This window comes from Pseudoalteromonas haloplanktis ATCC 14393 (genome assembly GCF_000238355.1).
GTDB classification, from domain to species: domain Bacteria; phylum Pseudomonadota; class Gammaproteobacteria; order Enterobacterales; family Alteromonadaceae; genus Pseudoalteromonas; species Pseudoalteromonas haloplanktis.
Map to the genome: position 1 here is coordinate 275,584 of NZ_AHCA01000002.1, position 24,475 is coordinate 300,058.

Sequence of the window (24,475 nt, forward strand, 5' to 3'; positions counted from 1 at the left end):
TAGCTCTAAGACGCTTGTTGCTGATTTAACTGAATATATTGCACTAAATCTTCAATTGAAACCACCACCATGCCCTGCTTTAAAGCAAATTCACTCACTTGTGGTAAACGCGCCATAGAGCCATCCACATTATTTAACTCACAAATAACACCAAAAGGTTTTAAGCCCGCTAATTGCATCAAATCAATTGATGCTTCGGTGTGGCCACGACGAACAAGTACACCACCGGTTTGCGCGCGTAAGCCAAAGACATGACCAGGTCGAGATAAATCCTCCGGTTTGGCGTTATCTGCGGTTGCCGCTTTGATCGTTGTAACTCTATCTGCGGCCGATACGCCGGTTGTGACACCCACTTTAGCTTCGATGGTAACCGTATAAGCGGTTTGATTTTGGCTGGTATTGTTAACAACCATTTGCGGTAAATCGAGTTGTTTAACGCGATCATCACCCATGCATAAACACACAATACCGCTACCTTCACGGATCATCATCGCCATTTGCTCGGTGGTGAGGTGCTGTGCTGAAAACACAAAGTCACCTTCATTTTCACGGTTTTCATCATCCACTACAAGCACACCTTCACCTCGTTGCAATGCAACAATAGCACGTTCAACACGCTCGAGTGGTTCGCCAAATTGGCTAAGTAAAGAAGACTGAATCATCATTTTTAATACCTATTTAAATATGAAAAGATTCAGGACATTGAAAGGCACAGCAAAAAGACCACCCGCAGGCAGTCAATACTGTTTTATAGATTAACTATATTCTCTTTCATCCGGACTATGACCGTCGGCTCTGGTCTCGCACCAGATCTGCTGACCTTTATAACTAAGTATAGAAATAAAGCGCTCGCGGGCTCATTCTGTCGTGATAAATCACTTAAAATATACCGCCGGTGGGGAATTTCACCCCGCCCTGAGAATGCACTAATACTGTTTGGTTGTAATAGCGGGGTTATTTTATACTTAAATACTCATTAAGTGCGAGGACTAATTAGTTATCGAGCACGTTGTGTTCAAGTATATCTTTATCAATTAGCTGGCTAAGTGTCTCGCGCGCTTTTTCTCTACATATATCTCGTAATAACCGCACTGCAGGCGTTATTGATTGGCGACTTGGGCAAATGAGCCACAACTCACCACAGGTATGCTGGTAATCATTCATCACTGTGACAACCCGATCGTTAAGTAAATCATCAGCAATATCCAATGCCGACTTTACTGCAAGCCCTTTGCCTGATACACACCAACGTCTTACTAAATCACCATCGTTGGATGCGCGCTTGCCCTGCATTTTTACTTTGAATTTATTTTTCCCATCGGTGAATTCCCATACGTTATTGATAATATCTTGCAGTTGATAGAATAACCCTTGATGCTGGGCTAAATCATCTGGGTGCTTGGGTTCACCATAGGATTTTATGTATTGTGGTGTGGCACATAGCAATCGCGGAATATTACAAATTTTAAATCCGTAGACATTCGCATCATTTGGCGAACCATAACGCAGCGCTATATCCACCGAATCGCGATAAAAATCCACGTTACTGTCACTTATATGTGTGCGTAGGCTCACTTTAGGGTAATTATCCATAATTTCATCAATCCACGGGATCACTAAATTACGGCCCAGATCTGACGATAATGCTACCCGCAGCTCGCCTTCAATCTCATCCTGTTCACCTTTGAGGTTTTGCCGAGCTTGCTCAAGTATGGTTATTGCTTGTTCGCACTGTGGAATATAACGCTCTCCTGCAGCCGAAAGCCTTAAGTGACGCGTAGTTCGCACAAATAAATCGACACCTAATGTTGCCTCAACTCGTTTAATAGCAGCACTGGCAGTTGCTGTACGCATGTCAAGTTTTGCTGCTGCAAGGGTGATACTTTTAAACTCTGCGACTTTCAAAATCAGTTTTAAATCGTCAATCTGCATATTATCTAAATATATTTGATAATGATTCAATAATTATGCTGTTTATCAAAAGTAATGCAAGGGCTATCATCTATCTCATTAATCTGCTTTGTTTAAATAAAGCTATTCGCTACAGGAACCACTTATGACACACCCGATTATTACTGACTTAAAAACTCGTTACACAACCAAGAAATATGATGCAACTAAACGTGTATCTGCAGACAATTTAGCTGTTATCTGCCAAGCTATGCGTTTATCTCCGTCATCGATTAACTCGCAGCCATGGAAGTTCATTATTATTGAGTCTGATCAAGCAAAACAACGCATGCATGATACGTTTGCAAACAAGTTTCAATTTAATCAGCCGCATATTAAAACTGCATCGCACATTATTTTGTTTGCGTATAACCCGAAGTACAGCCGGGCAGATTATGCTACCGTCATTGACGCTGATATCGCAAGCGGCCGCACTCCAGCAGACAATCGCGAGCAAGCGTTTGGCGCATACGCTTTTGTTGATTTAAATACAGATGCATCTGGTAACAACGCCGCATGGACCAAAGCACAAACCTACATTGCATTGGGTAATACTATGCATACGGTTGCTCGCTTAGGTATTGATTCAACCCCAATGGAAGGTGTGGATAGCGAACTAATTAGTGAGCTTTTTGCAAATGAACTAGATGGGTATATTTGTGAGGTTGCGCTTGCCATTGGTTATCACGAAACACAAACTGACTATAACGTGAAACTACCAAAATCACGATTAAGCCAAGAGCAAATTATTCAGATAATTTAGCAACATCATTGTGGTCTCACGGCTAAGCCCACAACAACACAGATGATCTTAAACATTAATTGAACACAGAAGTAACAAGCTACATAACCAACGTTCAGGTTATATAACGAAAATAGCGAAGCAGTCTCAACTTCTTCGCTATTAATAAACATACTCTCTGCTCACGTTATTAGAATAGATCAGCGTTTAACCACAGATGCAGCATGATACTTGCCCCATATCCTAGCGCGATGACTGGCGTCCATTTTAAATGGCCAAAAAACGTATAATAACCACGCGCTTGCCCCATTAAGGCTACCCCAGCTGCTGAGCCAATCGAAAGTAAACTACCACCAACGCCGGCTGTTAAGGTGATTAATAACCATTGTCCATGGGACATATCTGGCTGCATTGACAATACTGCAAACATCACCGGAATGTTATCGATAACCGCTGAAATAACACCTAAGAATATATTGGCTGTTGTCGCTGACCAGTTGCCATACAGCATTTCCGACATTAAGTTTAAGTAACCTAAAAAGCCAAGGCCGCCTACACACATTACAATCCCGTAGAAGAACAATAATGTATCCCATTCAGCACGTGACACTTTGCTAAATACATCAAAAGGCACCACACTGCCAAGCTTGGCTAAACGATCATTATCACCTAGTTGCTCTGCATGTGCTCTTTTTCGAGCGAGTGATCCTGGTAGAGTCATTCTTAAAAAGTAACCAAAAAATTGTAAATAGCCTAAGCCCATCATCATGCCAAGTACAGGCGGCAGGTGTAAAAAGCTATGGCTTGCTACGGCGGTGCCTATCGTTAGTAAAAACAATACTAAAATTCGTACAGCCCCACGCTTTAACTCTACATCTTCATAGTGTGCGGTGGGTTGTTTATCAGCTACGTAAAAACTCATAATGGCTGCAGGTACAAGGTAATTAACTAATGAGGGTAAAAACAAGACTAAAAACTCATTAAAATGAACTAAGCCTGCCTGCCAGACCATTAAAGTAGTGATATCACCGAATGGGCTAAATGCACCACCTGCATTGGCAGCAATGACAATATTAATACAGCTAAGATTAATAAACGGTTTATCACCTTCAGCTACCTTCATAACTACGGCACACATTAAAAGTGCGGTTGTTAAGTTATCAGCGATTGGGGATATAAAGAACGCTAAAAAACCGGTGATCCAAAATAAATTTTTATAATTAAAGCCTTTACGGATCATCCAAGACCGCAGCGCATCAAAAACCCTACGCTCTTCTAATGCATTGATATACGTCATCGCCACTAATAGAAACAACATAAGCTCGGCAAATTCAAGTAAGTTATGCCTAAATGCTGCTTCGGTAATGTCAGGCATATCATTGTTTACATAGTAGGCACCAATTAAAATCCAAATTAAGCCTGCTGCAACCAACACTGGTTTGGATTTTCGTAAATGCAGTTTTTCTTCGAGCATAACCACAGCATAGGCAATGCAAAAAATACCAATACAGATCAAGCCAACAGTTGAGTTAGTTAGATTTAATTGGCCTTCAACTGCCCATGTTGGGGAGCTAAAGCACAAAAGCACTAGGGTAAATAGATTGAAACCTCGTAGTAAGTTTTTCACACGGTACGTCCTGTTTTAATTTTAAATTTTGTATTTTTGATCGCTATTTAACATTATTTTTGGTTTTAATTATCCCTGTTAACAAAATGCTATCAAAAAGTTGGCGTAAAGTACCACAATAAGCTCCATACGCTATTATACAGAAGTCTAAATTTTCATAATTAAGTGTTATATCTAATGACAATAGAGCGAATATAAACGGCGTTTCATTGTTTCCTATATGTCTGATCGGCATAGCCAGCTTACCACCCAACACACTTAATTTTTATTGTGCTTTTAACACTATTAATTAACTTGTATGCTGTAAGCCATTGATATATTGAATCACGCCGAGTGACTGTATACAGTTACGTGTATTAAATAAATTTTTAAGGTTACTTATGCGATTAGGACCGGGCCTACTTGTTACAGCTGCTTTTATCGGACCAGGGACCATCACCAGCGCCAGTATAGCCGGTGCCAACTTTGGCTTTGCGCTGCTCTGGACATTACTATTTTCCGTGATAGCCACCATATTATTGCAATCCATGGCCGCTCGCCTTGGTGTGGTTACAGGTCAAGATCTTGCCCAAGCATTGCGTACTCACATACAGCACCCGCTATTTAAACCCCTAGCCGCCTTTTTAGTGATCAGTGCCATAGGCATTGGCAGTGCCGCCTATGAGGCTGGCAACTTAAGTGGCGCCACAATGGGATTAATTGAAATTTTCCCTCAAGTAGCCACGCAAGTTTGGACGCCATTAATTGCAGTCTTCAGCGCCTTATTACTATATAGCGGCAAACATAAAGTGGTAGAAAGCGCTCTGATCTTTTTAGTTATTTTGATGAGCTTAGTGTTTATATCTACTTTGCTCATGGCAGCCCCACCCATCACTCAACTACTTACAGGCTTTATACCAAGTATACCCGAAGGCTCAGCGACAACGGTATTAGCCTTAGTAGGTACTACTATTGTGCCTTACAACCTATTTTTACACTCAGGTATACTCGCTGCAAAACATGACAAACACACAGATCAACGTAAAGTCATTAAGCAAACAAATCTAGATACTGGCATATCAATCACTTTGGGTGGCGTCATCACACTGGCGATTTTATCAACCGCATCAGTTGCTTTTTACGGCTCTGAGGTCGGAAAAATCAGCGCTGCAAATATGGCGATGCAATTAGAACCCTTACTGGGTAATGCCGCCCATTATTTTTTTGCAATTGGCTTATTTGCTGCGGGCTTAACCAGCGCGATCACCGCTCCCCTTGCTGGCGCATACGCCGTATGCGGTATGCTTGGTTGGTCTAATGATATGAACAATAGTCGCTTCAAACTTGTTGCTACAGCTATCTTAGTATTTGGTACTGCGGTGGCGTCACTTGGTTTAGACCCTATTAATGTCATCATCTTTGCTCAAGCCGCCAATGGGTTATTACTGCCGATAGTCACCACATACCTTGTATGGCTGGTCAATCAAAAATCAGTTATGGGGGATTTCACCAATTCAATTAAGGTGAATATGCTCATTTTACCTGTGTTATTGCTGATATTTGGCCTAAGTAGCTACAAACTAATTAGCTTAATTTTGTAGCTTCGCTCATTGGAAATGCAAAAGCAGTTGTTAATTACAAGCAGCTGCTTTTAATTTCGAGAAACAGGAGATTTTTTAACGCGTTGCTCTTATCGCTGAATAAACTGCAACTTAGCTGTGCTATTGGTTATATGACTTTAACGCTGCTTGTATCTCATGCGATTAAGTATAATCTAGATAACCGTGTAAAATTTTAGCAACTGAAAATGCTCCTTTGTATTGCTTTACAAACTTAGTGCAAAGGCTTTGCACAAGCTCTCTAGCGTTTTAGTTGCTGTCCTTATAGGAATTTAAAACTTAGCGCCACTTTTGTTGCGCCTGTAAATCAGACGCTTTAAATTCAACCCACTGCGATGTATGACTAAAGTGTTCTTTTTTCCAAAAAGTAGCCTGAGTTTTTAAATAATCCATAATAAATTGCGCCCCATCAAAGGCACTTTGGCGATGCTTCGCAGTCACACCAACAAATACAATTTGCTCGCCCAAGGGTAAATAACCGATTCGATGGTAAATACTAATACGGCCTAATTGCCAACGCTGTTGAGCTTGCTGTGCAATAGTTAGCAGCAGCTGCTCTGTCATTTGTGGATAGTGTTCAAGTTCCAATGCCACCACATTATCGCCGTGGCTAAACTCTCTTACTAAACCAGTAAAGGTAACCACAGCTCCTTGCTGTACGTTACCTATTTGTAGTGCATGATGCAATGCGCCAATATCAAAATCATCATGGCTAATGGTAATTTCAATTGTCATTACATTACCCCCCTGTTACTGGTGGAAAGAACGCCACTTCATCACCACCTTTCACAATCGCGTGCTGTTGGGCTATTTGCTGATTAACCGCCGCAATCAATAAGTTGTCATTTAATGCCACTTGCCATGTAGGCTCTAAGCTCACTAAATATGCCTTTAGTTGCTCTATAGAAAGCGGGTGTTGAATTTCTATATTATAATTTTCGCACTGTAAGCGCTCTTTAAGTTGCCCAAAAAACAAGAGGTTAACTTGGTTGGTCATTGTGTTCGCTGATTGCTTAATCGCGTTGCCAATCGCCATGTTTGCCTCCAGTTTTTTTGATCACCCGAATTGAATGGATTTCCATCTTTGGATCAGCAGCTTTACACATGTCAAATAATGTCAGGGCAGCTACTGATACTGCAGTAAGTGCTTCCATTTCAACCCCAGTTTTACCTGCAAGTTTGCATAAGCTGGTTATTTTTATAGTGCTGTTTGGTTCATCTAACTCAAAATCAACAGCCACTTTAGTCAACGCCAGAGGATGACATAGGGGGATCAGATCCGCGCATTTTTTTGCAGCTTGAATTCCTGCAATACGTGCGACCCCGATGACATCACCTTTTTTATTTTCATTGGCAATGACTTCTGAAAATGCCTGCTTAGACATCGAGATCATCCCTTGCGCCATTGCTTCACGAGAACTAACTTGTTTCAGTGAAACATCAACCATGTTTGCTTGGCCGTGCTCATCTATATGACTTAACATGTTTACCCCCTAGTTGCACAGCCTCTGCCACGACTGATATGTGGCACAAAATTACACGGCTTAAAGCTTGAATTTAATTGCTGCGCGATGATACCTGTCCATGCTGTTTTACACGCTCCAGTTGAGCCAGGCATGCAGAAAATAACTGTATTATTTGCAAGCCCCGCAAGCGCTCTAGATTGAATAGTCGAGCTGCCAATTTCACTGTAAGAAATGTGCCTAAATAATTCACCAAAACCATCAACCGTTTTATCAAATAACGGTTGCATCGCCTCCGGTGTTGAATCTCGCTCTGTAAAACCGGTACCACCGGTAACTAAAATTGCGTGAATATTTTCGTCTGCGATCCATTGCGATGCAATTGCGCGCATTTGATAAACATCGTCTTTCACAATTTTTTTATCAATCAATTGATGGCCTGCACCTTGTAATGCCTGGACTAAATACTGCCCTGAGGTATCGCTATCTTCATCACGGGTATCACTGACGGTTAGCACTGCGATATTAACCACACTGTTATCTGCTGTCGTTGTCATAATTTATTTCTTCTTGTTACATTGATTAATTAAACTACTTGATACTGTGTGCTTTACATAATTCATTGTATTGCACAGGAGTATTAATATTACTAAATGCGTTGACTTGCGGGTGTTCCAGCGACGCTCCTTGACATGATTTTATAAATTGTTTAATTGAACAGTTACTATCATTTGTTGTGAGTGTGGCGTGTAAATAACCTTGTGTCACTGGATTGTTTTCAATATAAATTGGTAATGGGGAATGACTGAAATGTGCTACATACATCTTTTTATTGAACACTTTTTGTTGATCATAAAAATTCAGTAAACGTATAACTAGATCGCGATTAAGTAATGGCATATCAATCGCTACCACAAATAGGTCATTTGGTGTTTGTTTAAGCGCGCTGTATATGCCTCCCAGTGGACCTTTATTTGGGTATATATCCACTAGATAATCTGTATTTTCATGGTTTTCGTTACGGCTTATCAACACCTCGCTAAGACCTGCGCTGCGCAATAAATCAACACTTCGTTGTTGCAGAGTTTGCTCACCAAATAGCAGGTCGGCTTTATTCGCTTTCATGCGTGAAGACTTGCCACCCGCTAACACTAATCCTGTCACAGCCATTACGCTACCCCCCTAACATCGCTAAATGCTTAGTTGCTCCGGTAAAACGCTTATCAAGCTCGTGACTAATGGTTTTATTACTCATTGCGCTGCGCAGCAGTTTAACCGTTTGCTCTACGGCTTGCTCTGGCGTGCCACAATTTAATGCACTACGTAAGTCGATGCCTTGATCAGCAAATAAGCACAAATGTAATTTCCCCAGTGCTGAAACGCGTAAACGATTACAGCTTTGACAGAAGTTTTTGCTGTAAGGCATGATCAAACCTATCCGGCCTTGATAATCTGGATGCCAAAATTCTTGCGCAGGGCCATTCAGCGTCCCCTTCACAACTTGTAACCAACCCGCTGCCAGCAAACTCTCTTTCACGCCTTGACCACTTAAATGGTTTTGCTCAAAAAATTGCGTGCCATTACCGGTTTCCATCAACTCAATAAACCGCACCGTAACTGCTTGATGTTTTATCCAAGCTAGGTAATCTTTAAGCTGATTATGATTAAATGCTTTGGCTAATACAGCATTGACTTTGATACGCTTAATGCCTATCTGTTGTGCCCGTGCAATTCCTTTTAATATGTGTTGTAGCTTGTCATGCCCTGTGATCAGTTTAAACATATTCGGATCTAAACTATCAATACTGACATTAATAGCATCAAGCCCCGCAGCCTTATATTCATCGATATTGTCAAATAGGTTAAAGCCATTTGTGGTGAGTGCTACTTCAGTAATTCCGCTCGTCGCCTTACAGCGCTCGATAATTGCAGGCAGGTCTTTACGCAGGCATGGCTCACCGCCCGTTATACGAATTTTTTTAGTACCAAGTTTGGCAAAAGCACTCACTACATTCGTAATTTCTGTTTGTGTTAAAAATGTCCGTGGCGTATCACATTGGTAGCCGTTAGGTAAACAATAGCTACAGCTAAAATTACATACATCAGTGATAGAAAGTCTTAAATAATTAAAACGTCGGCCAAATTTATCTACAAGTTCATGTTTGTCTTCAAGCATAAAGTCGTCTACTTATTGTTTTTATATACATCAGCTGTGACATAACAACTACACCGTGATCAGCACATCAATTTGCTGTCCTTTAGCCAGTGCATGACGTTTAATAAGCTGACTTAACTCTGTTTTACACGAGCCACAATTGGTCCCACACTTTAATTGTTGGCCTAATTCATCAACTCGGTGAGTTCCCGCTTTAATTGCATCGATAATTGGCTTCTCTCTGACTTTGAAGCAACTGCAAATTTGCCGCCCCTGGCTAAATTCTTCATCAGGTGTCGCGGTTAATAATGATTGTAGTTGTGTAAAGTTCAATGCTGGTTCACTAAATAAGTGATTAATCCACTCAATCGATGTGGTAACTTGTGTATCGCTGATCATTGCAACAAACACTAAGCGTCCATTGGCAATACATTGAATACGCTGAGTCGTACCTTCATAAAAACCAGACCACTGCCCTTTTATGCCACTTATCTGTTGGCACCAATGCAGTATATCTGGCACAGCGTCATTCAAAGCAAGTTGATATTGACTGCAATTACTGGCATTGACTTTTAGCCAATAGTCACTGTGCGAGGTGACGTTTGCATGGCAGCTACATTGCTTGGCAACAAATACATTCATATATTGGCTGAATGTTACAGGGAGCAGCTTTATGGCTGTAAATTTAGTCTCTGGCTGACCAGAAATAGGATCTGCTATCGTTGCATACAATTTACCGACATTAGCAGATGATGCAAATTGCTGATTCCAATGGATCGGCATAAAGCATTCACCCGCTCTTAATGAGTCAGTCACTTTAGCATTCGCTATTACGTCACCCACCTTAGAGATGGCTTGTACTAAGTCATCATTGTTGATCCCAAGTTGACTTGCATCTTGAGGGTGAATTTCAATGTAGGGGCGGGTAATATGGCTTGAAAGTGTGGCCGACTTTCCTGTACGAGTCATAGTGTGCCATTGATCGCGAATACGCCCAGAGTTCATTACTAATGGGTATTCTGTTGAAGTAACTTGCTTCGGTAGCTGTGGCGTGATGGGGATAAACCGCGCTTTTTTATTTGCTGTGCTAAATTGGTTTTGGCTAAACACTTGCCCATACTGGTAGCTATCGTTGGCAATACACGGCCATTGAATTGGCCTTAATGCATTATATTCTCGTGTGCTCATACCCACAAGGGCAGACAAATTAAGTTGCCGTGTACCGTTATTTTCAAAGCTTGTTAAACGCGCCCACTCATCAAAAATTTCACTGGGCTGAGTGAAGTCAAAGCCATTGAAACCCATTTTTTTAGCGACATCACAAAGTATTTGCCAATCGTTTTTTGCCTCAGCGAACGGCGCTATAATCGCCCTTTGACGAGAAATACGGCGCTCTGAATTTGTTACTGTACCTTCTTTTTCTCCCCAGCCGGTGCTAGGTAATTTAACGTGGGCATACTCAAGTGTATCGTTACTAGCCACACAATCTGATACCACAACTAACTCACACGCCGTAAGTGCTTTTGCGATCTCATGAGTATTCGGTAGGCTAACCATCGGGTTGGTTCCCATGATCCACACTGCTTTTATTTTGCCATCGCGGATCGCATCAAACATATCAAGTGCTTTAGCCCCTTCTTGCGTAGCGATTGTCGGAGATTGCCAAAAGCGCTTTACTAACGATTGATGTTGTACATTATTTATTTCTAAATGCGCTGCAAGTTGATTTGCCAACCCACCGACTTCACGTCCGCCCATGGCATTAGGTTGCCCGGTAATAGAAAATGGTCCTGAGCCTTTTTTTAGTAATTTCCCTGACGCTAAATGAGCATTAATGATCGCATTGCATTTATCAACCCCTGAGGTTGATTGGTTAATGCCCATTGAGTAAAAGCTTATTGCTGAGGCACTGTTAGCAAACTCACTATAGAATTGACTAAGCAAGTGTGTATCCAGCTCACAATAGCGAGCTACTGCAGCTATTGTCCAAGGCTGTGCTGCAGCTAATGCGGATGCAAAGTCATCACAATGTTGTTCAATAAAATCATTATCAAGCTGTTGGTTATCCGCTAAATAACGCAACAAACCGTTATACAATGCGGCGTCTGTGCCTGGCTTTATTTGTAAAAATCTATCAGCCAGCTCTGCGCTATCTGTGCGTCTAGGATCAATAACCACCACTTTCATATTCGGATTCATGCGCTTGGCTCGCGCAATGCGCTGGTATAAAACTGGATGCGTCCACGCCGCATTAGAGCCAATTAAAATAAGCAGTTCGGTGTGCTCTAAGTCTTCATAATCACAAGGGACTACATCTTCACCAAAAGCACGTTTGTAACCTGCCACCGCAGAAGACATACATAATCGTGAGTTCGTATCTATATTGGCCGAACCGATATAACCTTTCATGAGTTTATTGGCAATATAATAGTCTTCGGTTAACAACTGTCCAGAAACATAAAAAGCTACCGCATCAGGGCCGTGCTCAGCAATTATTCTACCAAATTCACTCGCCACGTAGTGACTCGCCTCAGACCAGCTTACTTGTTTGTTATTGATCTCAGGTGCTGTAAGACGATTATCATTACTTATTGTATCTAGTAAATGGGTGCCCTTTACGCATAGTCGCCCATAGTTTGCAGGATGCTCTGGCATCCCCTCAAGCAGGCTGGGTTGGTTATCTGTTAAGGCAACGTCCACTCCACAGCCGACTCCACAATACGCGCATGTTGTTTGAATTAAGCTCTCTTTTAACGTGGTCATGGCGCTCTCTTTATGCAAGTTCAGTTACAGGGATTAATACTTCATCACTAAGCTGCTGCGGCTGTGCTTTAGTAATGGCTAAGCTATGCTCAATAATGCAATTCACGCGGTTTTCACAGCTACCACAACCGGTACAGGCTTTAGTTATTGCTTGCACGTCAAGCAAATCATTAGCGCCGCTCAATACTGCTTGTTCAATAGTGTGTTTGGTAACTTGGTGACAGCTACAAATAACAGCATCCGCCGGTAAATCAGTTATTGAAACTGTATCTGGCGGTGGGGCAAGCGGAAAAATAAGGGACTCTGGGGCGGCATTCAGCGCTAAGTCGTTTAAGTGATATTGCAATAAGTTATCATAGTCACTGGTATCACCAACCAGTACAGCACCAATTAAACGAGTACCAGCTTGGTTGGTCACTACTTTTTTGTAGACTCCGGCAAGTTGATCATCAAACACATAACTACGCGCTCCCGGTGCCCGTGCATGAGCGTCACCGATAGAGCCAACTTCAACCCCCATCAGTTTTAATTTAGTGCTCATATCTGCACCAAAAAATGCATCATCACTGTTGTTAAATAAAATGTGTTTCGCGGCAATTTTAGCCATGGCGTAACCCGGTGCAACTAAGCCAAATATAAAGTTATTCCACAGCGCACATTCGCCAATAGCGTAAATATTTTGATCTGACGTTTGGCAATGATTATTGATCACTATGCCGCCACGCTCACCAACGGCTAAATCAAACTCACGCGCTAAATTATCATAAGGGCGGATCCCTGCTGAAAATAAAATGAGGTCCGTTTCCAGTGTTTTACCACCTTTAAAACACATTTTATAACGACAGCGATCTCCATCGACAATTTCTTCAGTCGCCATCGAGGTATGGACCTGTACTCCTAATGCCGTTATTTTATCTTTCAGTAATCGCCCCCCGCCATTATCGACTTGCACCCCCATAAGTTGCGGCGCAAACTCAACCACATGAGTTTCCAAACCTAGCTGTTTTAAAGCATTAGCAGCCTCTAAACCAAGTAACCCTCCGCCAATCACAACTCCTACTTTACTGCTGCTGGCGGAATGTTTGATCGCATCCAAATCAGTTATGGTGCGATACACGAGGCAATGCTCGCGATCTTTCCCCGGAATGGGTGGTACAAAAGGAAATGAGCCGGTAGCGAGTACCAGTTTGTCGTAATCAAAAGTCACGCCCCCACTCGTAGTGACTTGCTGCTTTACTCGGTTTATGTCAGTGACTTTTGCATTGGTGAAAAAGCGTACTTGCCAATCTGTATATATTTGCTCATTAGTGAGTGCAAGATCATTGGCTGTTTTGCCAGTAAAAAACTCAGATAAGTGTACTCTATCGTATGCTAAGCGCTCCTCACCGCTGAGTACCGTTACTTCAACACCTGTATTAGGTTTTATAAGGCTGGTAATTTGCTCTACGAAATGATGCCCAACCATTCCATTACCGACGACGACAACTCGTTGTTTGCGGCTCATCAGTTCACCCTACTTGCAATTGTATTTATTGTTGTTATTAATTAAAGCAAAGGCCATACCAAACATTTAAATCAAACAAATACAATAACTTATATTTTCTTTACTTATTAAAGTCTAGGTACAGCACCACGACGATCCATCATTTGCACCACTGTGATACTAGGCAGTGTTACGCAGTTAAGATTAATACTTATTCAAGTTAGGGTTTTTTCATCGAAGTGCAGACAATCTGATTTCATGCATTAACTAACAATGAGCAAATCCCTCGCCATAAGCACCGCTTATATAGCTGTGGTGTGTGATCGACTAATAAGTAACCGCACGACGAAGGGCTGTCTATTTGGGGAGGTTAAATTTACTGTTGTATGTTTGGCTTTTAAACTCGGCTATGCCGACTTCAAAAGTCAAACACACGGGTAAGCTTAACGAGGCAGAATAAGCACTGTAAGTAGGCACAGGAATAAACCGATAGCGATCACTTGCCACACCATTACGGGGTTACGCTGATAAAACGACGGCTTATCAATCACTGTCATATTAAGCTGCGAGTTAGGTGTATTAAGGTCATTGATGAACTCAGAAAATGAGCTATAGCGATGCTCAGGCTTTACTGCGGTAGCTTTCATTAATGTTTGGTCAAACCAAAATGGGATATCATTACGGTAGTCGCGAATACTACGATAATGCCAAAAAGTGCTGCTTGACGATGTCGATTGGTTAGAAGATAACGACTTATACGGTAAGTGTCCAGATAGTAGTTCGTAAACGATGACAGCGAGTGAAAATAAATCACTCTTAAAGTCGGCGTTCAAGGTCTGTAATGTTTCTGGGGCTGTGTAACCTAGTGTGCCTTGCGGACATTCATCGGTTATTTGATGAATGTCATCATGTATAGAAGCAATTTTCACGGTGCCGTAATCAATCAAAGTTACTTTGCCGTGCGCATCTATCATAACATTATCTGGCTTCAAATCACGATGGACCATGTCAAGACGCTGAAAAGCTCGCAGTGCTTGAACTATTTGCAACGCAATGTTTCGCACTTGGCTTATTTGTGGCTTAGGGTTGTCTGCCTGCCATTGCCTTAAGGTTTGACCATCCATGTATTCACAAATATGATACAAAAATGCACTGTCGTCGGCGGTGCTAAGTACTTTCATCACATTAGGGTGGTCAATACGCTGGCCAACCCAACCTTCACGCATAAACCCTTGCAAGTAATGCAGATCCTCCGCAAAGTTTACTGAAGGTGTTTTTAATACCACAGGGGCCGTATACTCATCACTTTGCACTAAATAAATGTGTGAACGAGTACTTGCGTATATCTGCCTTAGCACTTTGTATTGATCAAGCTGCTGGCCGACTTGCAATACGCTGGGAATTTTGCGTTTAGTGAGATCCCGATAACGTTCATCTAAGCACTTTTTGGGGAGCTGTTGTACTTTTACAAGTAAACAACTGACATTGTCGTCACTGCCCTGTGCAATCGCAAGTTGTGTTATCGCTTTCGCTGCCGCTTCCAAATCTTGTTCACTATTAATGCACTCAATAATCTGTGTTTTACTCAGAAAATCGTGTACACCATCACAGCTCAAGACATAAATATCATGTTGTTTTAGTTCAAACTGATAGACATCAACTTCTTGGTGTAGCTCTGCGCCTAATGCCTTAGTTAAATGCTGATTAACTTTATGGTCACGAGTTAGTTGAGTCAGTTCACCATCACGAAATTGCGCAACACGGGTATCACCCAAATGAAAAATAAAGCCGCTGGTTGATTTTAATATCAACGCACTAAATGTTGTCATCCAATGCGCTTGACGATGAGTCTGTTGGCTATTAGTAGGGGTTTGCGAATAAAGCCATAAGTTTAAACTAGCCAGCACTTTTGAGACTGATTTTTTTACCGACCAACTTGGCTCAGTCGCTAAGTATTCATTAATAAAATGACTAACTGATAAATTAGCCGCTTCTTTGGCGAATTTTGCACTTGAGCAACCATCTGCAATACAGGCCACAATGCCTTTGTGATCACGCTCATGGCCTTGCGTATTCAGTGCGGCAAAGGCATCTTGGTTATCTGCTTTGATGCCTGATGCTGAGTGACCGCCAAATGACACTCGTAGCTCATTGACAACATGCGCTGCAGCGATGCGTTTATTCACATTACGATTCGCTTTGACGGTTTCAGCTATCATCTAATTTCTCCTTATGTAACAGAGATTAATTCAACAGAGCCGTCTTCATTTACTTCAGTAATGTGGCCTTTTGGTTCTTGCATAAACATTAACGCTACCAGTCCCACTAATGCACTGCCTGCGATGACAAAAAAGAAAGTTTGATACTCAACAATTGATAATACTGTTAAATATACTACCGCCCCTACATTGCCATAAGCACCTGTCATACCAGCAATTTGCCCTGTTAAACGACGCTTAATCAGTGGTACTGCCGCGAACACAGCGCCTTCACCAGCTTGCACAAAGAACGAACATGCCATTGCCGCTATAACAGCTAACCACAGCGGCCAGCTTGCATCAACCAAGCCCATAACAAAATAACCAACAGCTAAACCCATCGTCAGCACAATCAAGGTTATTCTGCGTCCAAGTTTATCTGAGATCCACCCACCGCCAGGGCGCGATGCAAGGTTCATAAACGCGTAGGCAGAGGCAAGCAACCCAGCATAAACCATATCGAGACCAAACACTTCACTAAAGAATAACGGCAACATTGAAATAACTGCAAGCTCTGAACCAAAGGTTGTAAAGTATAAAATATTTAACACCGCAACTTGTTTAAACTCATAGCGTTGTGACTCAGGAACTGGTTGTTTAAAAATGCCTTTATTAATGTCATACGTTTTATATACCTCATAAATATAAAGTAAAATTAGAACACTATAGACACCTAATACAAAATTCGCGGAAATAAGATTGGCACCACTTGGTGACAGTTTCCAACTTAAAAGTGCCAGTGCCGCATACATTGGGATTTTCATGATCAACAGTAATACAAAGTCACCTTTACTGGTTACTTCCATTGCGCCTATTTTTTTAGGTTTAAAATAGGTTGCCCCTTTTGGCGTATCGGTAACATTAAAAAACCAAATCAAGCCAAATAAAATACTGATAACCCCAGTCACAGCAATTGCATAACGCCAGCCATCTTCCCCACCAAATAGCAATGCAATTACAGGCAACGACATCGCTGCAGCTGCGGAGCCAAAGTTGCCCCATCCGCCATAAATCCCTTCTGCTATGCCAAGCTCATTCGCAGGAAACCACTCACTCACCATACGAATACCAACCACAAAACCTGCCCCAATAAATCCCAGCGCAAAGCGGGCAATGGCTGCTTGCTCAAACGTTGTGGCTGCAGCAAACATAAAACATGGAATACTACAGACTATAAGTAACGCAGAATAAACAATCCGTGGGCCGTATTTATCAGTAAGCATACCCACCACTACCCGCGCAGGTATGGTTAATGCAACATTTAAAATCAGTAACGTTTTTACTTCAGCCATACTGATCCCAAGTGAGGTGGCTATAGCTCCTAGCATGGGTGCATGATTAAACCAGACAAAAAATGATACGAAAAAAACCATCCAACTAAGATGAAGCACTTTCATCTTGCCCCGAAATGAGAATAAATTGAATCCTGTACTTTGCTGCATACGGCACGCTCCTGACGCTATTTTTTATTAGAATAAAATCTTAAAATACTTTTAATACTCTTTTTTTGTTCTAAGTAAGTTAAAAGCGAGTAGGAACGAGCAAATTATGAGCCATAAAATTATTTTCCATAATTTCAAAGCGTTATATTTTTAAAGTTATATAAAGTGCTGTGGTTGCACTATTTGAGGAATATAAATGTGCTGTATCGGTGCAAAATAGTAAACTAAATAGCGTGCAGGTGCGCATAAAGCGTCTGCCCTGTCGTAACACCCAACTGCTGCCATGCCAATGGGTTTAAACTGCATAGCAAGCTTTGCCCATCGACATCCAGAAACAGCAGTACTTCGTATTGCTGTCGTTGAAAACTAACCAAAATGCATTGTAATGTATTTATGCAGCTGCTATTTCGTTCAAGCTTTAGACTGACACTGATATCGTTTGCATTTACACAAATTTTATAACTACTTTTTTCATCAAATTGATTGATATACAGTACTTGCTGACTATCAATAAGTGATACTTTAGTTAAGTTATGCTCAGATAATCGACGCGGTTGCTGAAAGTTAAGAAAGCTAAAATGTGTGGTGCCCTGTTCATTATTAATTTGCTGACTGATGATCTCTGTATCGCCAAATCGAGTCATTTTACCTTGCTTTAATTGCAACATTTTATCAGCACAATAACTGAGCTCTTTAAGTGAGTGACTCACCATAATAAAGGTAATATTTTTATTCTTTGCTAAATATTTTATTGCCCAAAGCAGGCGCTGTTTCTTCACCCAGTCGAGAGCTGAAAAAGGTTCATCTAACAAAATAATATTTTGTCCAAGTAGTAAAGTTCTTGCAAAAACAATTCGCTGCTGCTCCCCTCCAGATAAACTGCTAACCTCACGATTTAATAAATCTGAAATCCCTAATAAAGAAACCGTCTCATTAAGAGCGAGTTGATTGTTGTTCTTAGGCCGATGCTTACAGGCAAAACTTAAATTTCCAAGTACATCTAAGTGAGGAAATAATGGACAGGCTTGTAATTGTAAACTCATCCCACGTTTATCCGGTGCGAGGTTTGCTATATTTTGCTGGCGATTCGTAACAGACTGACCAGCACTGACACCACTGATCGCAGCTAATAAACTTGACTTACCTGCGCCTGAAGGACCAAAAACCCCGACAATTATACCCTGTTCAACTTCAAACTGGACGTCCAAAACAAAGTGTTTAAGCGCAAGGTTAATATTAATTTGAAGCATTCTTCCCTCTAAAACCTAGGTTTGATCGATTAAACTTAAACAGTAAAACTAAGCAGATAAATGAAATTGCAAATAAAATCAGTGAAAGCTCATGTGCCGCCTGATAGTTAAGCGCTTCAACATGATCGTATAAAGCGATTGACACTACCTGGGTTTCACCTGGAATGTTGCCACCGATCATTAACACTAATCCAAACTCACCAAGCGTATGAGCGAAACCGAGTGAAAAAGCACTTAAAATTGTACTTTTAAGTAATGGAATTAATAAAAAGAAAAATCGCTTCGACGTACTAAAACCCAGCGCGATTGCAGCATTATTATATTGGCTATTTACTTGGTTAAACCCCACCAGTAAAGGTTGCATCACAAATGGCAATGAGTAAATCAGCGAACCTAGAATAATCCCAGAAAAACTGAAGGCAAGCTGGTGTCCCGTCAAATTGTGCCAAACCTCACCTAGTAGCGTATTAGGAGAAAAAGCCACTAATAAATAAAAACCAAGTAAGGTTGGCGGTAAAACCAGGGGAAGTGCAATAATCGCTTCAAAATATGGCTTAAACCGACCTTTATAGTTTGCTAATAGCCACGCGATTGGAAAACAAATAATGACTAGGAGTACTGAGGTGATAATCGCAAGTTTTACTGTTAACAATAATGCCGTAAAGTCTGTTTCTAGCATTGGCTACACACCTTTAGATAGCCTAATTCTGCGATCTCACTTTGTACTGAAGGAGAGAGTATATAGCTCAGTACTTTATTAGCACTTGCTAAATTGTTAGTAGATTTTAACACCACGACTTGTTGCGTAATCGCTGGGTGTTGATCCGCAGGGATCACTTTATAAGCTAAGTATTTAGCATCAGCTTGTTGCTGGTACGCTGCTTTTAAACTAGCTAACGCGACAATACCTTGTCCCGCATTTGCGCTGTCTACAAACTGAAATGCCTGCGTAATATTATGCGCTAACACAAATGATAAATCGGTTTTAAGGGTGTGCTCATTGTAATATTTAGCCGCTTCACCATAGGGTGAAGAACGAGGGTTAGCAATGGCAATATAATTATTTTTCGAGTCTAATTCTGGTTGCCAAAACGCTAAGACTCCCGTTGCATAAGTATGAATACTCCCCTTAATAATTAATTCTTTTTGTTTTAATAATGCGGGTCTTTTAGCATCCGCTGAGAAAAACATATCAAAAGGCGCACCATGAATTATTTGCGAGTACAATACCCCACTTGCACCAGCTGATAAGGTTATTTCAATATCATCAACAAAAGGGGCTTCGCTTAAGAGTTGCTCTAAAGGCGCTTTAAAGTTACTGGCAACAGCAATATGCAGATTTTCTTTTGCCGATACACTACTAATAGTGAGTAAAAGAACAAACCAAAAATAGTAACTGACTCTATTGTAAAGCATTGACATTATGAGTATTGTTTTAATTATCGAATGAATATGATGAATCAATATATATGAATGACTGCTTTAATGCATCCGGTTTATTATCGGTTGAATCCGCGATTGAAAATATCTTATCGACAATAAAACCTGTTGAGCAACATGAACAGATCAGCCTTTTCGATTCTTTAGATAGGGTTTTAGCCAAGGAGCTGATCTCTGACATAAACGTGCCTATTCATGATAACTCCGCAATGGATGGCTACGCAATTTGTTACCAATCATCATCTAACAGCTATAAACAAGTTGGAAGTGTGCTTGCTGGAGAATATTTTGAGCCAGAATTAAACCCAGGTGAGTGCGTAAGGATCATGACAGGAGCCCTAGTACCTAAAGGCTGTGATGCGGTTATAATGCAAGAAAATGCAACTAAAACCGGCAACTCTGTCACTATAAATCAAAAAATAAAAATGGCTGACAACATACGCCGGGCTGGTGAGGACATACCTAAAGGGGCAACGGTTTTAACTCAAGGCCATAAGCTAACCCCAGTTGATCTTGGCTTACTGGCCTCGCTGGGCATCAATCAACTAACTGTCTACAAAAAGTTAACAGTTGCAGTATTTTCAACCGGCGATGAATTAACCCTCCCGGGGCAACCATTAAAAACCGGTGCAATATATGAAAGTAATCGCGCGGTACTTATTGCATCACTACAAAAACTTGCTTTTGATGTGATTGATTTAGGGATAGTTAAAGATACTAAAACCGCCATAAAAGACGCATTTTTAACAGCTGATTTAGCTGCAGATGTTGTGATAAGTTCTGGCGGTGTGTCTGTTGGTGATGCCGATTATACTAAAGAGGTACTCAATGAGATTGGTGAAATCGGTTTTTGGAAAATTGCGATGAAACCAGGGAAGCCTTTTGCATTTGGTAAACTACCAAACAGTTACTTTTTTGGTTTACCTGGCAACCCGGTGTCTGCAATAGTGACATTTATGCAACTAGTGTGTCCTGCTCTTAATTACCTTTCAGCCCAAGCAAAAATAAAGAAAACAAATAAGCTTAGTGCTATTACCACAACTGCAATAAAAAAACGCCCAGGGCGCACCGATTTTCAGCGAGCAATTGCCACGATTGATAATAACGGCTTTTACACTGTAAGTGCCTTACCTTATCAAGGCTCTGGCGTGCTAACATCGATGAGTAAAGCCAACTGTTTTATTATCCTCCCAGCAGACTGTGCTGGCGTTGCTAAGGGTGCTCAAGTGGATATAGAAATGTTTAAATAAATCATACAGTAGCCTATTAAGCTGCGTTAATAGGCTACTTTTACACTAAAACAATGACTCAAAAGTACCGTCAGGAAATAAAATACCAGGTACACCTCTAACCGCAGTTACATCTGCAATTTGTGTATCACCAAAGTAGAGTCCACCACTGTAATTACGACCTTTTTGCTTAACATCTAGCCAACGTCCTTGGGCACCTTTTATCACTGCGTTGATATTATTTCCTACAGTGCGCAGGTTTATTTCAAGCGCCCTATTTTTTAATCGTAACGCAATATTTGCATTGGTAATTTCAGTTAAACGAGCCAAGCTACCGACATATGCAAACTGCAAATCATTTGCTCCATTTAATGGCAGTTCTAATTGTACTGCAAACACGATGTTCGTTGATGCTTCATCAATAAATGGTGTTGCTTCTATAGCTTGTAAACTAAACGGAGTTATCTGATTTTCGCTAACCAGTTGGCCTTTAAAATCAAAGCTCGACAGTACTGTCACAAGCTCTTCAAAAGGGGTAACAAAGCGATTGGCAGCTAGACTTATATCACCATTTAATGTGCTAATTTCATTTTTCAATGTGACGTTTGTGGCAATGGTAAGCTGCCCCGTAGTTTCACTTTGATCATTTGCAAATGGATCGTCAGTGCCATCAAAAGACAATACTAAGTCACTCACATCGACACTTAATTGTGTATCTGTCCCAATCACTTTGGCATTCATTACACCACTTACTTGATTACCTAATAAGCCACTGATACGCCATTGTGGAATATTTAAATCCAGTTGCACCTCATGGTTATCATACTGGCCACTGATCACCCACGAGTATGGTGATTCTTGGTAATTTATCGTTAAGCCTTGTAAGGTATAAATACCCGCTTCGGTATCATTTAGCGGTGAAAAATTATAGATCACGTCATAAAGTACATTAGCCAAAACGATAAGCGTCTGTTGCGACTCGTTATCAGCTATATCAACGAATTCAGTTAGCTTTTGGCTGAGTTCATCACTGTATTTTTGTTCTTGTAACCGCGCGACACCTAATATATTACGTACATCTTCTAGTAATTCTTTAGAATGTAATTGCTGCTCTGTGAGGGTACGTTGTTTAATGTTTTGTGCCTCACCAATACTTGCAAGCTTTTGTTTAACTTCACCAACAACTGATTGTAATAACTGATTACCTTTCACGTTTAGTAGGTTTTCCGATACATAACGATCGGCATAAGTACGGTAAAGTTGCAGGCTTTCTAACTGTGCTTGTTGTTCAACGACTGCACTGCTGCTTGTTGTTAGACTTAACTCAATATCAGCAGCTCTTTTTAAAATAACGCCAAAGGTCAATGCATTAGTTAGCAGTTCTGCTTCAAGATTATCGTTTAACTGGCTATGCGTCAGATGATAAAAAGGGGTTGCGCTTACACTCTGTAGAGTAATATCTAAATTATCATCACTAATTAACGAACTGACTGGCGATAAATACAGTTTATTCTCACCTGGCGCCGCCAAAAAGTCAGCTCGATAACTCAGAGTCATATCCATCTGCTCTTGATAATCAATACGACGGTTACTGTTCTCATCATACGGGTTATCTCTAAATGTTCGACCACAACCTGCAAAGCTGGGGCACGGGAGTGTTGCTCCATCTGAGACAAATTCAACACGATGGAAGTTTAATGCCCCTGCCGGTAACGTCACACTATTAATATTTGCAACATCAATATTTTCAATGTTGCCTGTATTATCATTAACCAGTGTTAAAGTGCCTGATTGAGCTTGCCAAGGGGCAATATAGAAGCTCACTGATGAAGTGGTCTCTTCAACCGTTACTGACGTTGAGCTGGTTTGTTTATCATCTGATGTGCCACCACAACCGACAAGTGACACAAGTAAACTAACTGATATAAGTTTTTTTAACATCACAAGTCCTTAAAACGCTAACTTCACATACCAATTCACATTGGCATAATAGGCTTTATCGATATCAATATTATCGGTTTGTATATTTAAGCCAAAATAATCATTTTCGATACCAAGCAAAAAGGCTTCGCTATTTGTTTCATAACCACCGATCATCGCCCAATGGTCCCAAAAGTGCATGCGTCCTTTTAATTGTGAAAAGGTATCTTGATCAAACCGCTTCACCATCAGCTCTGTTGAGAATAAATCATTGATACGATAATCCGCATAGACTTTAATTCGTACTGGCATGTCGAACTTATGCGTGACTTCATTACCATATTCGGAGGTTGCTAAACGAATTGTAGGCTCTGTGACGATATCCCCTGCGTCATTTTCGGTAAACGGTACTTCAGTGGTGTAACCTGTCACGAAACCACTTTGCTCATACTCTGCTTCGTAAAATAAATCTTGTGCGAGTACACCGAAAATTAGATCTTGATTTACTTTCCATTGTGCTGCGAGATCAAGGCTGTAGCCTAACCCCGATGGGTTTTCATCTGGGGTAAATCGTTTAAATAAGATGTCTTTTGAGAAGTAATAATCAACCGTTAATGCTCCTTGGATTTCATCACTGAATACTTGTCCTTTCACATTAGCGTCCTGATAGTGTGTACTGGCAAAAACACTTAATTTCGGTGTTATGGTCAACGCATCTGATTGTAAAAATTTAAAATCATAAGAGAAAAACACCCCATTACTGGTTGCTTGCTTACCATCTAAATCATAGGTGTAATGCCTATCTTCAAAAGGCAAATCATTTTTTTCAGTATGCAGATATAAAGCAGTATCAGGATCAAAATTTAAAACATAGTCAAAGCGACTTTGAAACCCGAGCTTAAAATTACCGTAACCAACGCCTAGCTCAAATATATTATAAGTAAATGCGCTATCCCCTGATGTAAGTGGCGCATCAAAGTCATCAATAAATGCAGTTACAGGCTGTGCTTCAGTATAAACTTCGGAGTCAAACGTGGTAAAGATCTGAAATTGGTCTTGTGCGTGAATAGCTGGGGTTATTAATAATGTGGACAATCCTACCGTGAGAATTTTTTTTTTCATACTTTTTTCACTTGTTATTATTTAAGAGGGAGA

General features: G+C 40.9%; 21 protein-coding genes and 1 riboswitch. Of the genes, 3 read left to right on the forward strand and 18 right to left on the reverse strand.

Annotation, left to right across the window (positions count from 1 at the left end):
• Nucleotides 1-5: 5 nt before the first annotated feature.
• Together ribB and PHAL_RS0105425 are read right to left on the reverse strand one after the other, a co-directional pair.
• Nucleotides 6-659 (reverse strand): 3,4-dihydroxy-2-butanone-4-phosphate synthase, encoded by a 654-nt coding sequence (gene ribB / locus PHAL_RS0105420; protein ID WP_085999742.1) that lies wholly within the window; start codon nt 657-659, stop codon nt 6-8.
• A 100-nt stretch (nt 660-759) separates the two neighbouring features.
• A riboswitch (FMN riboswitch) is annotated at nt 760-927 on the reverse strand.
• 66 nt (nt 928-993) lie between these two features.
• Nucleotides 994-1,932 carry a LysR family transcriptional regulator gene (locus PHAL_RS0105425; RefSeq protein ID WP_029216034.1) on the reverse strand — a complete coding sequence of 313 codons (939 nt, stop codon included), beginning with the start codon at nt 1,930-1,932 and terminating at the stop codon, nt 994-996.
• Nucleotides 1,933-2,056: 124 nt separating this feature from the next.
• Between PHAL_RS0105425 and PHAL_RS0105430 the strand changes: the two genes are divergently transcribed.
• On the forward strand, nt 2,057-2,713 hold the full coding sequence (locus PHAL_RS0105430) for a nitroreductase family protein (RefSeq protein ID WP_016707405.1): 657 nt from the start codon (nt 2,057-2,059) through the stop codon (nt 2,711-2,713).
• A gap of 169 nt (nt 2,714-2,882) precedes the next feature.
• Here the strand turns inward: PHAL_RS0105430 and nhaD are convergent, their stop codons facing one another.
• Entirely contained in the window at nt 2,883-4,319 is a 1,437-nt protein-coding gene (gene nhaD / locus PHAL_RS0105435; RefSeq protein ID WP_016707406.1) for a sodium:proton antiporter NhaD, read from the reverse strand.
• A gap of 380 nt (nt 4,320-4,699) precedes the next feature.
• Between nhaD and PHAL_RS0105440 the strand changes: the two genes are divergently transcribed.
• Nucleotides 4,700-5,899 (forward strand): Nramp family divalent metal transporter, encoded by a 1,200-nt coding sequence (locus PHAL_RS0105440; RefSeq protein WP_016707407.1) that lies wholly within the window; start codon nt 4,700-4,702, stop codon nt 5,897-5,899.
• 297 nt (nt 5,900-6,196) lie between these two features.
• Here the strand turns inward: PHAL_RS0105440 and moaE are convergent, their stop codons facing one another.
• From moaE to modA, 13 genes are all read right to left on the reverse strand, one after another.
• Entirely contained in the window at nt 6,197-6,652 is a 456-nt protein-coding gene (moaE, locus tag PHAL_RS0105445) for a molybdopterin synthase catalytic subunit MoaE (protein WP_016707408.1), read from the reverse strand.
• Nucleotides 6,653-6,656: 4 nt separating this feature from the next.
• Complete coding sequence (locus PHAL_RS0105450; RefSeq protein WP_016707409.1) at nt 6,657-6,953, reverse strand: MoaD/ThiS family protein; 297 nt, start codon at nt 6,951-6,953, stop codon at nt 6,657-6,659.
• Nucleotides 6,931-7,401 carry a cyclic pyranopterin monophosphate synthase MoaC gene (moaC, locus tag PHAL_RS0105455; protein ID WP_016707410.1) on the reverse strand — a complete coding sequence of 157 codons (471 nt, stop codon included), beginning with the start codon at nt 7,399-7,401 and terminating at the stop codon, nt 6,931-6,933. The genes PHAL_RS0105450 and moaC overlap by 23 nt, the downstream gene beginning before the upstream one ends.
• 2 nt (nt 7,402-7,403) lie before the next feature.
• The gene (moaB, locus tag PHAL_RS0105460; RefSeq protein WP_016707411.1) at nt 7,404-7,937 is read right to left on the reverse strand and encodes a molybdenum cofactor biosynthesis protein B; all 534 of its coding nucleotides are present in this window, start codon (nt 7,935-7,937) and stop codon (nt 7,404-7,406) included.
• Nucleotides 7,938-7,971: 34 nt separating this feature from the next.
• Nucleotides 7,972-8,550 carry a molybdenum cofactor guanylyltransferase gene (mobA, locus tag PHAL_RS0105465; protein ID WP_016707412.1) on the reverse strand — a complete coding sequence of 193 codons (579 nt, stop codon included), beginning with the start codon at nt 8,548-8,550 and terminating at the stop codon, nt 7,972-7,974.
• 4 nt (nt 8,551-8,554) lie between these two features.
• Entirely contained in the window at nt 8,555-9,556 is a 1,002-nt protein-coding gene (gene moaA / locus PHAL_RS0105470) for a GTP 3',8-cyclase MoaA (protein WP_016707413.1), read from the reverse strand.
• 48 nt (nt 9,557-9,604) lie between these two features.
• Nucleotides 9,605-12,298, reverse strand: a complete 2,694-nt coding sequence (locus PHAL_RS0105475) for a nitrate reductase (RefSeq protein ID WP_016707414.1) — start codon at nt 12,296-12,298, stop codon at nt 9,605-9,607.
• A 10-nt stretch (nt 12,299-12,308) separates the two neighbouring features.
• On the reverse strand, nt 12,309-13,802 hold the full coding sequence (locus PHAL_RS22795) for an FAD-dependent oxidoreductase (RefSeq protein WP_016707415.1): 1,494 nt from the start codon (nt 13,800-13,802) through the stop codon (nt 12,309-12,311).
• Nucleotides 13,803-14,224: 422 nt separating this feature from the next.
• Complete coding sequence (locus PHAL_RS0105485; RefSeq protein ID WP_016707416.1) at nt 14,225-16,000, reverse strand: bifunctional protein-serine/threonine kinase/phosphatase; 1,776 nt, start codon at nt 15,998-16,000, stop codon at nt 14,225-14,227.
• 11 nt (nt 16,001-16,011) lie between these two features.
• Nucleotides 16,012-17,481 carry a NarK family nitrate/nitrite MFS transporter gene (locus PHAL_RS0105490; RefSeq protein ID WP_029216037.1) on the reverse strand — a complete coding sequence of 490 codons (1,470 nt, stop codon included), beginning with the start codon at nt 17,479-17,481 and terminating at the stop codon, nt 16,012-16,014.
• 224 nt (nt 17,482-17,705) lie between these two features.
• Nucleotides 17,706-18,731, reverse strand: coding sequence for an ATP-binding cassette domain-containing protein (locus PHAL_RS0105495; protein ID WP_016707418.1), 1,026 nt, complete (start codon nt 18,729-18,731; stop codon nt 17,706-17,708).
• Complete coding sequence (gene modB, locus PHAL_RS0105500; RefSeq protein WP_016707419.1) at nt 18,718-19,410, reverse strand: molybdate ABC transporter permease subunit; 693 nt, start codon at nt 19,408-19,410, stop codon at nt 18,718-18,720. Before modB ends, PHAL_RS0105495 begins: the two co-directional genes overlap by 14 nt.
• Nucleotides 19,404-20,153, reverse strand: coding sequence for a molybdate ABC transporter substrate-binding protein (gene modA, locus PHAL_RS0105505; RefSeq protein ID WP_016707420.1), 750 nt, complete (start codon nt 20,151-20,153; stop codon nt 19,404-19,406). The genes modB and modA overlap by 7 nt, the downstream gene beginning before the upstream one ends.
• 47 nt (nt 20,154-20,200) lie before the next feature.
• On the opposite strand from modA, the gene moeA reads away from it, so the two are divergent.
• The gene (gene moeA / locus PHAL_RS0105510; protein ID WP_016707421.1) at nt 20,201-21,421 is read left to right on the forward strand and encodes a molybdopterin molybdotransferase MoeA; all 1,221 of its coding nucleotides are present in this window, start codon (nt 20,201-20,203) and stop codon (nt 21,419-21,421) included.
• A 45-nt stretch (nt 21,422-21,466) separates the two neighbouring features.
• On the opposite strand, the gene PHAL_RS0105515 is transcribed toward moeA, so the two are convergent.
• A complete protein-coding gene (locus tag PHAL_RS0105515) occupies nt 21,467-23,341 on the reverse strand; it encodes a hypothetical protein (protein WP_016707422.1) in 1,875 nt (624 codons plus the stop codon).
• 9 nt (nt 23,342-23,350) lie between these two features.
• Nucleotides 23,351-24,442: a hypothetical protein gene (locus PHAL_RS0105520; RefSeq protein ID WP_016707423.1), complete on the reverse strand. Its 1,092-nt coding sequence runs from the start codon at nt 24,440-24,442 to the stop codon at nt 23,351-23,353.
• Nucleotides 24,443-24,475 lie beyond the last annotated feature (33 nt).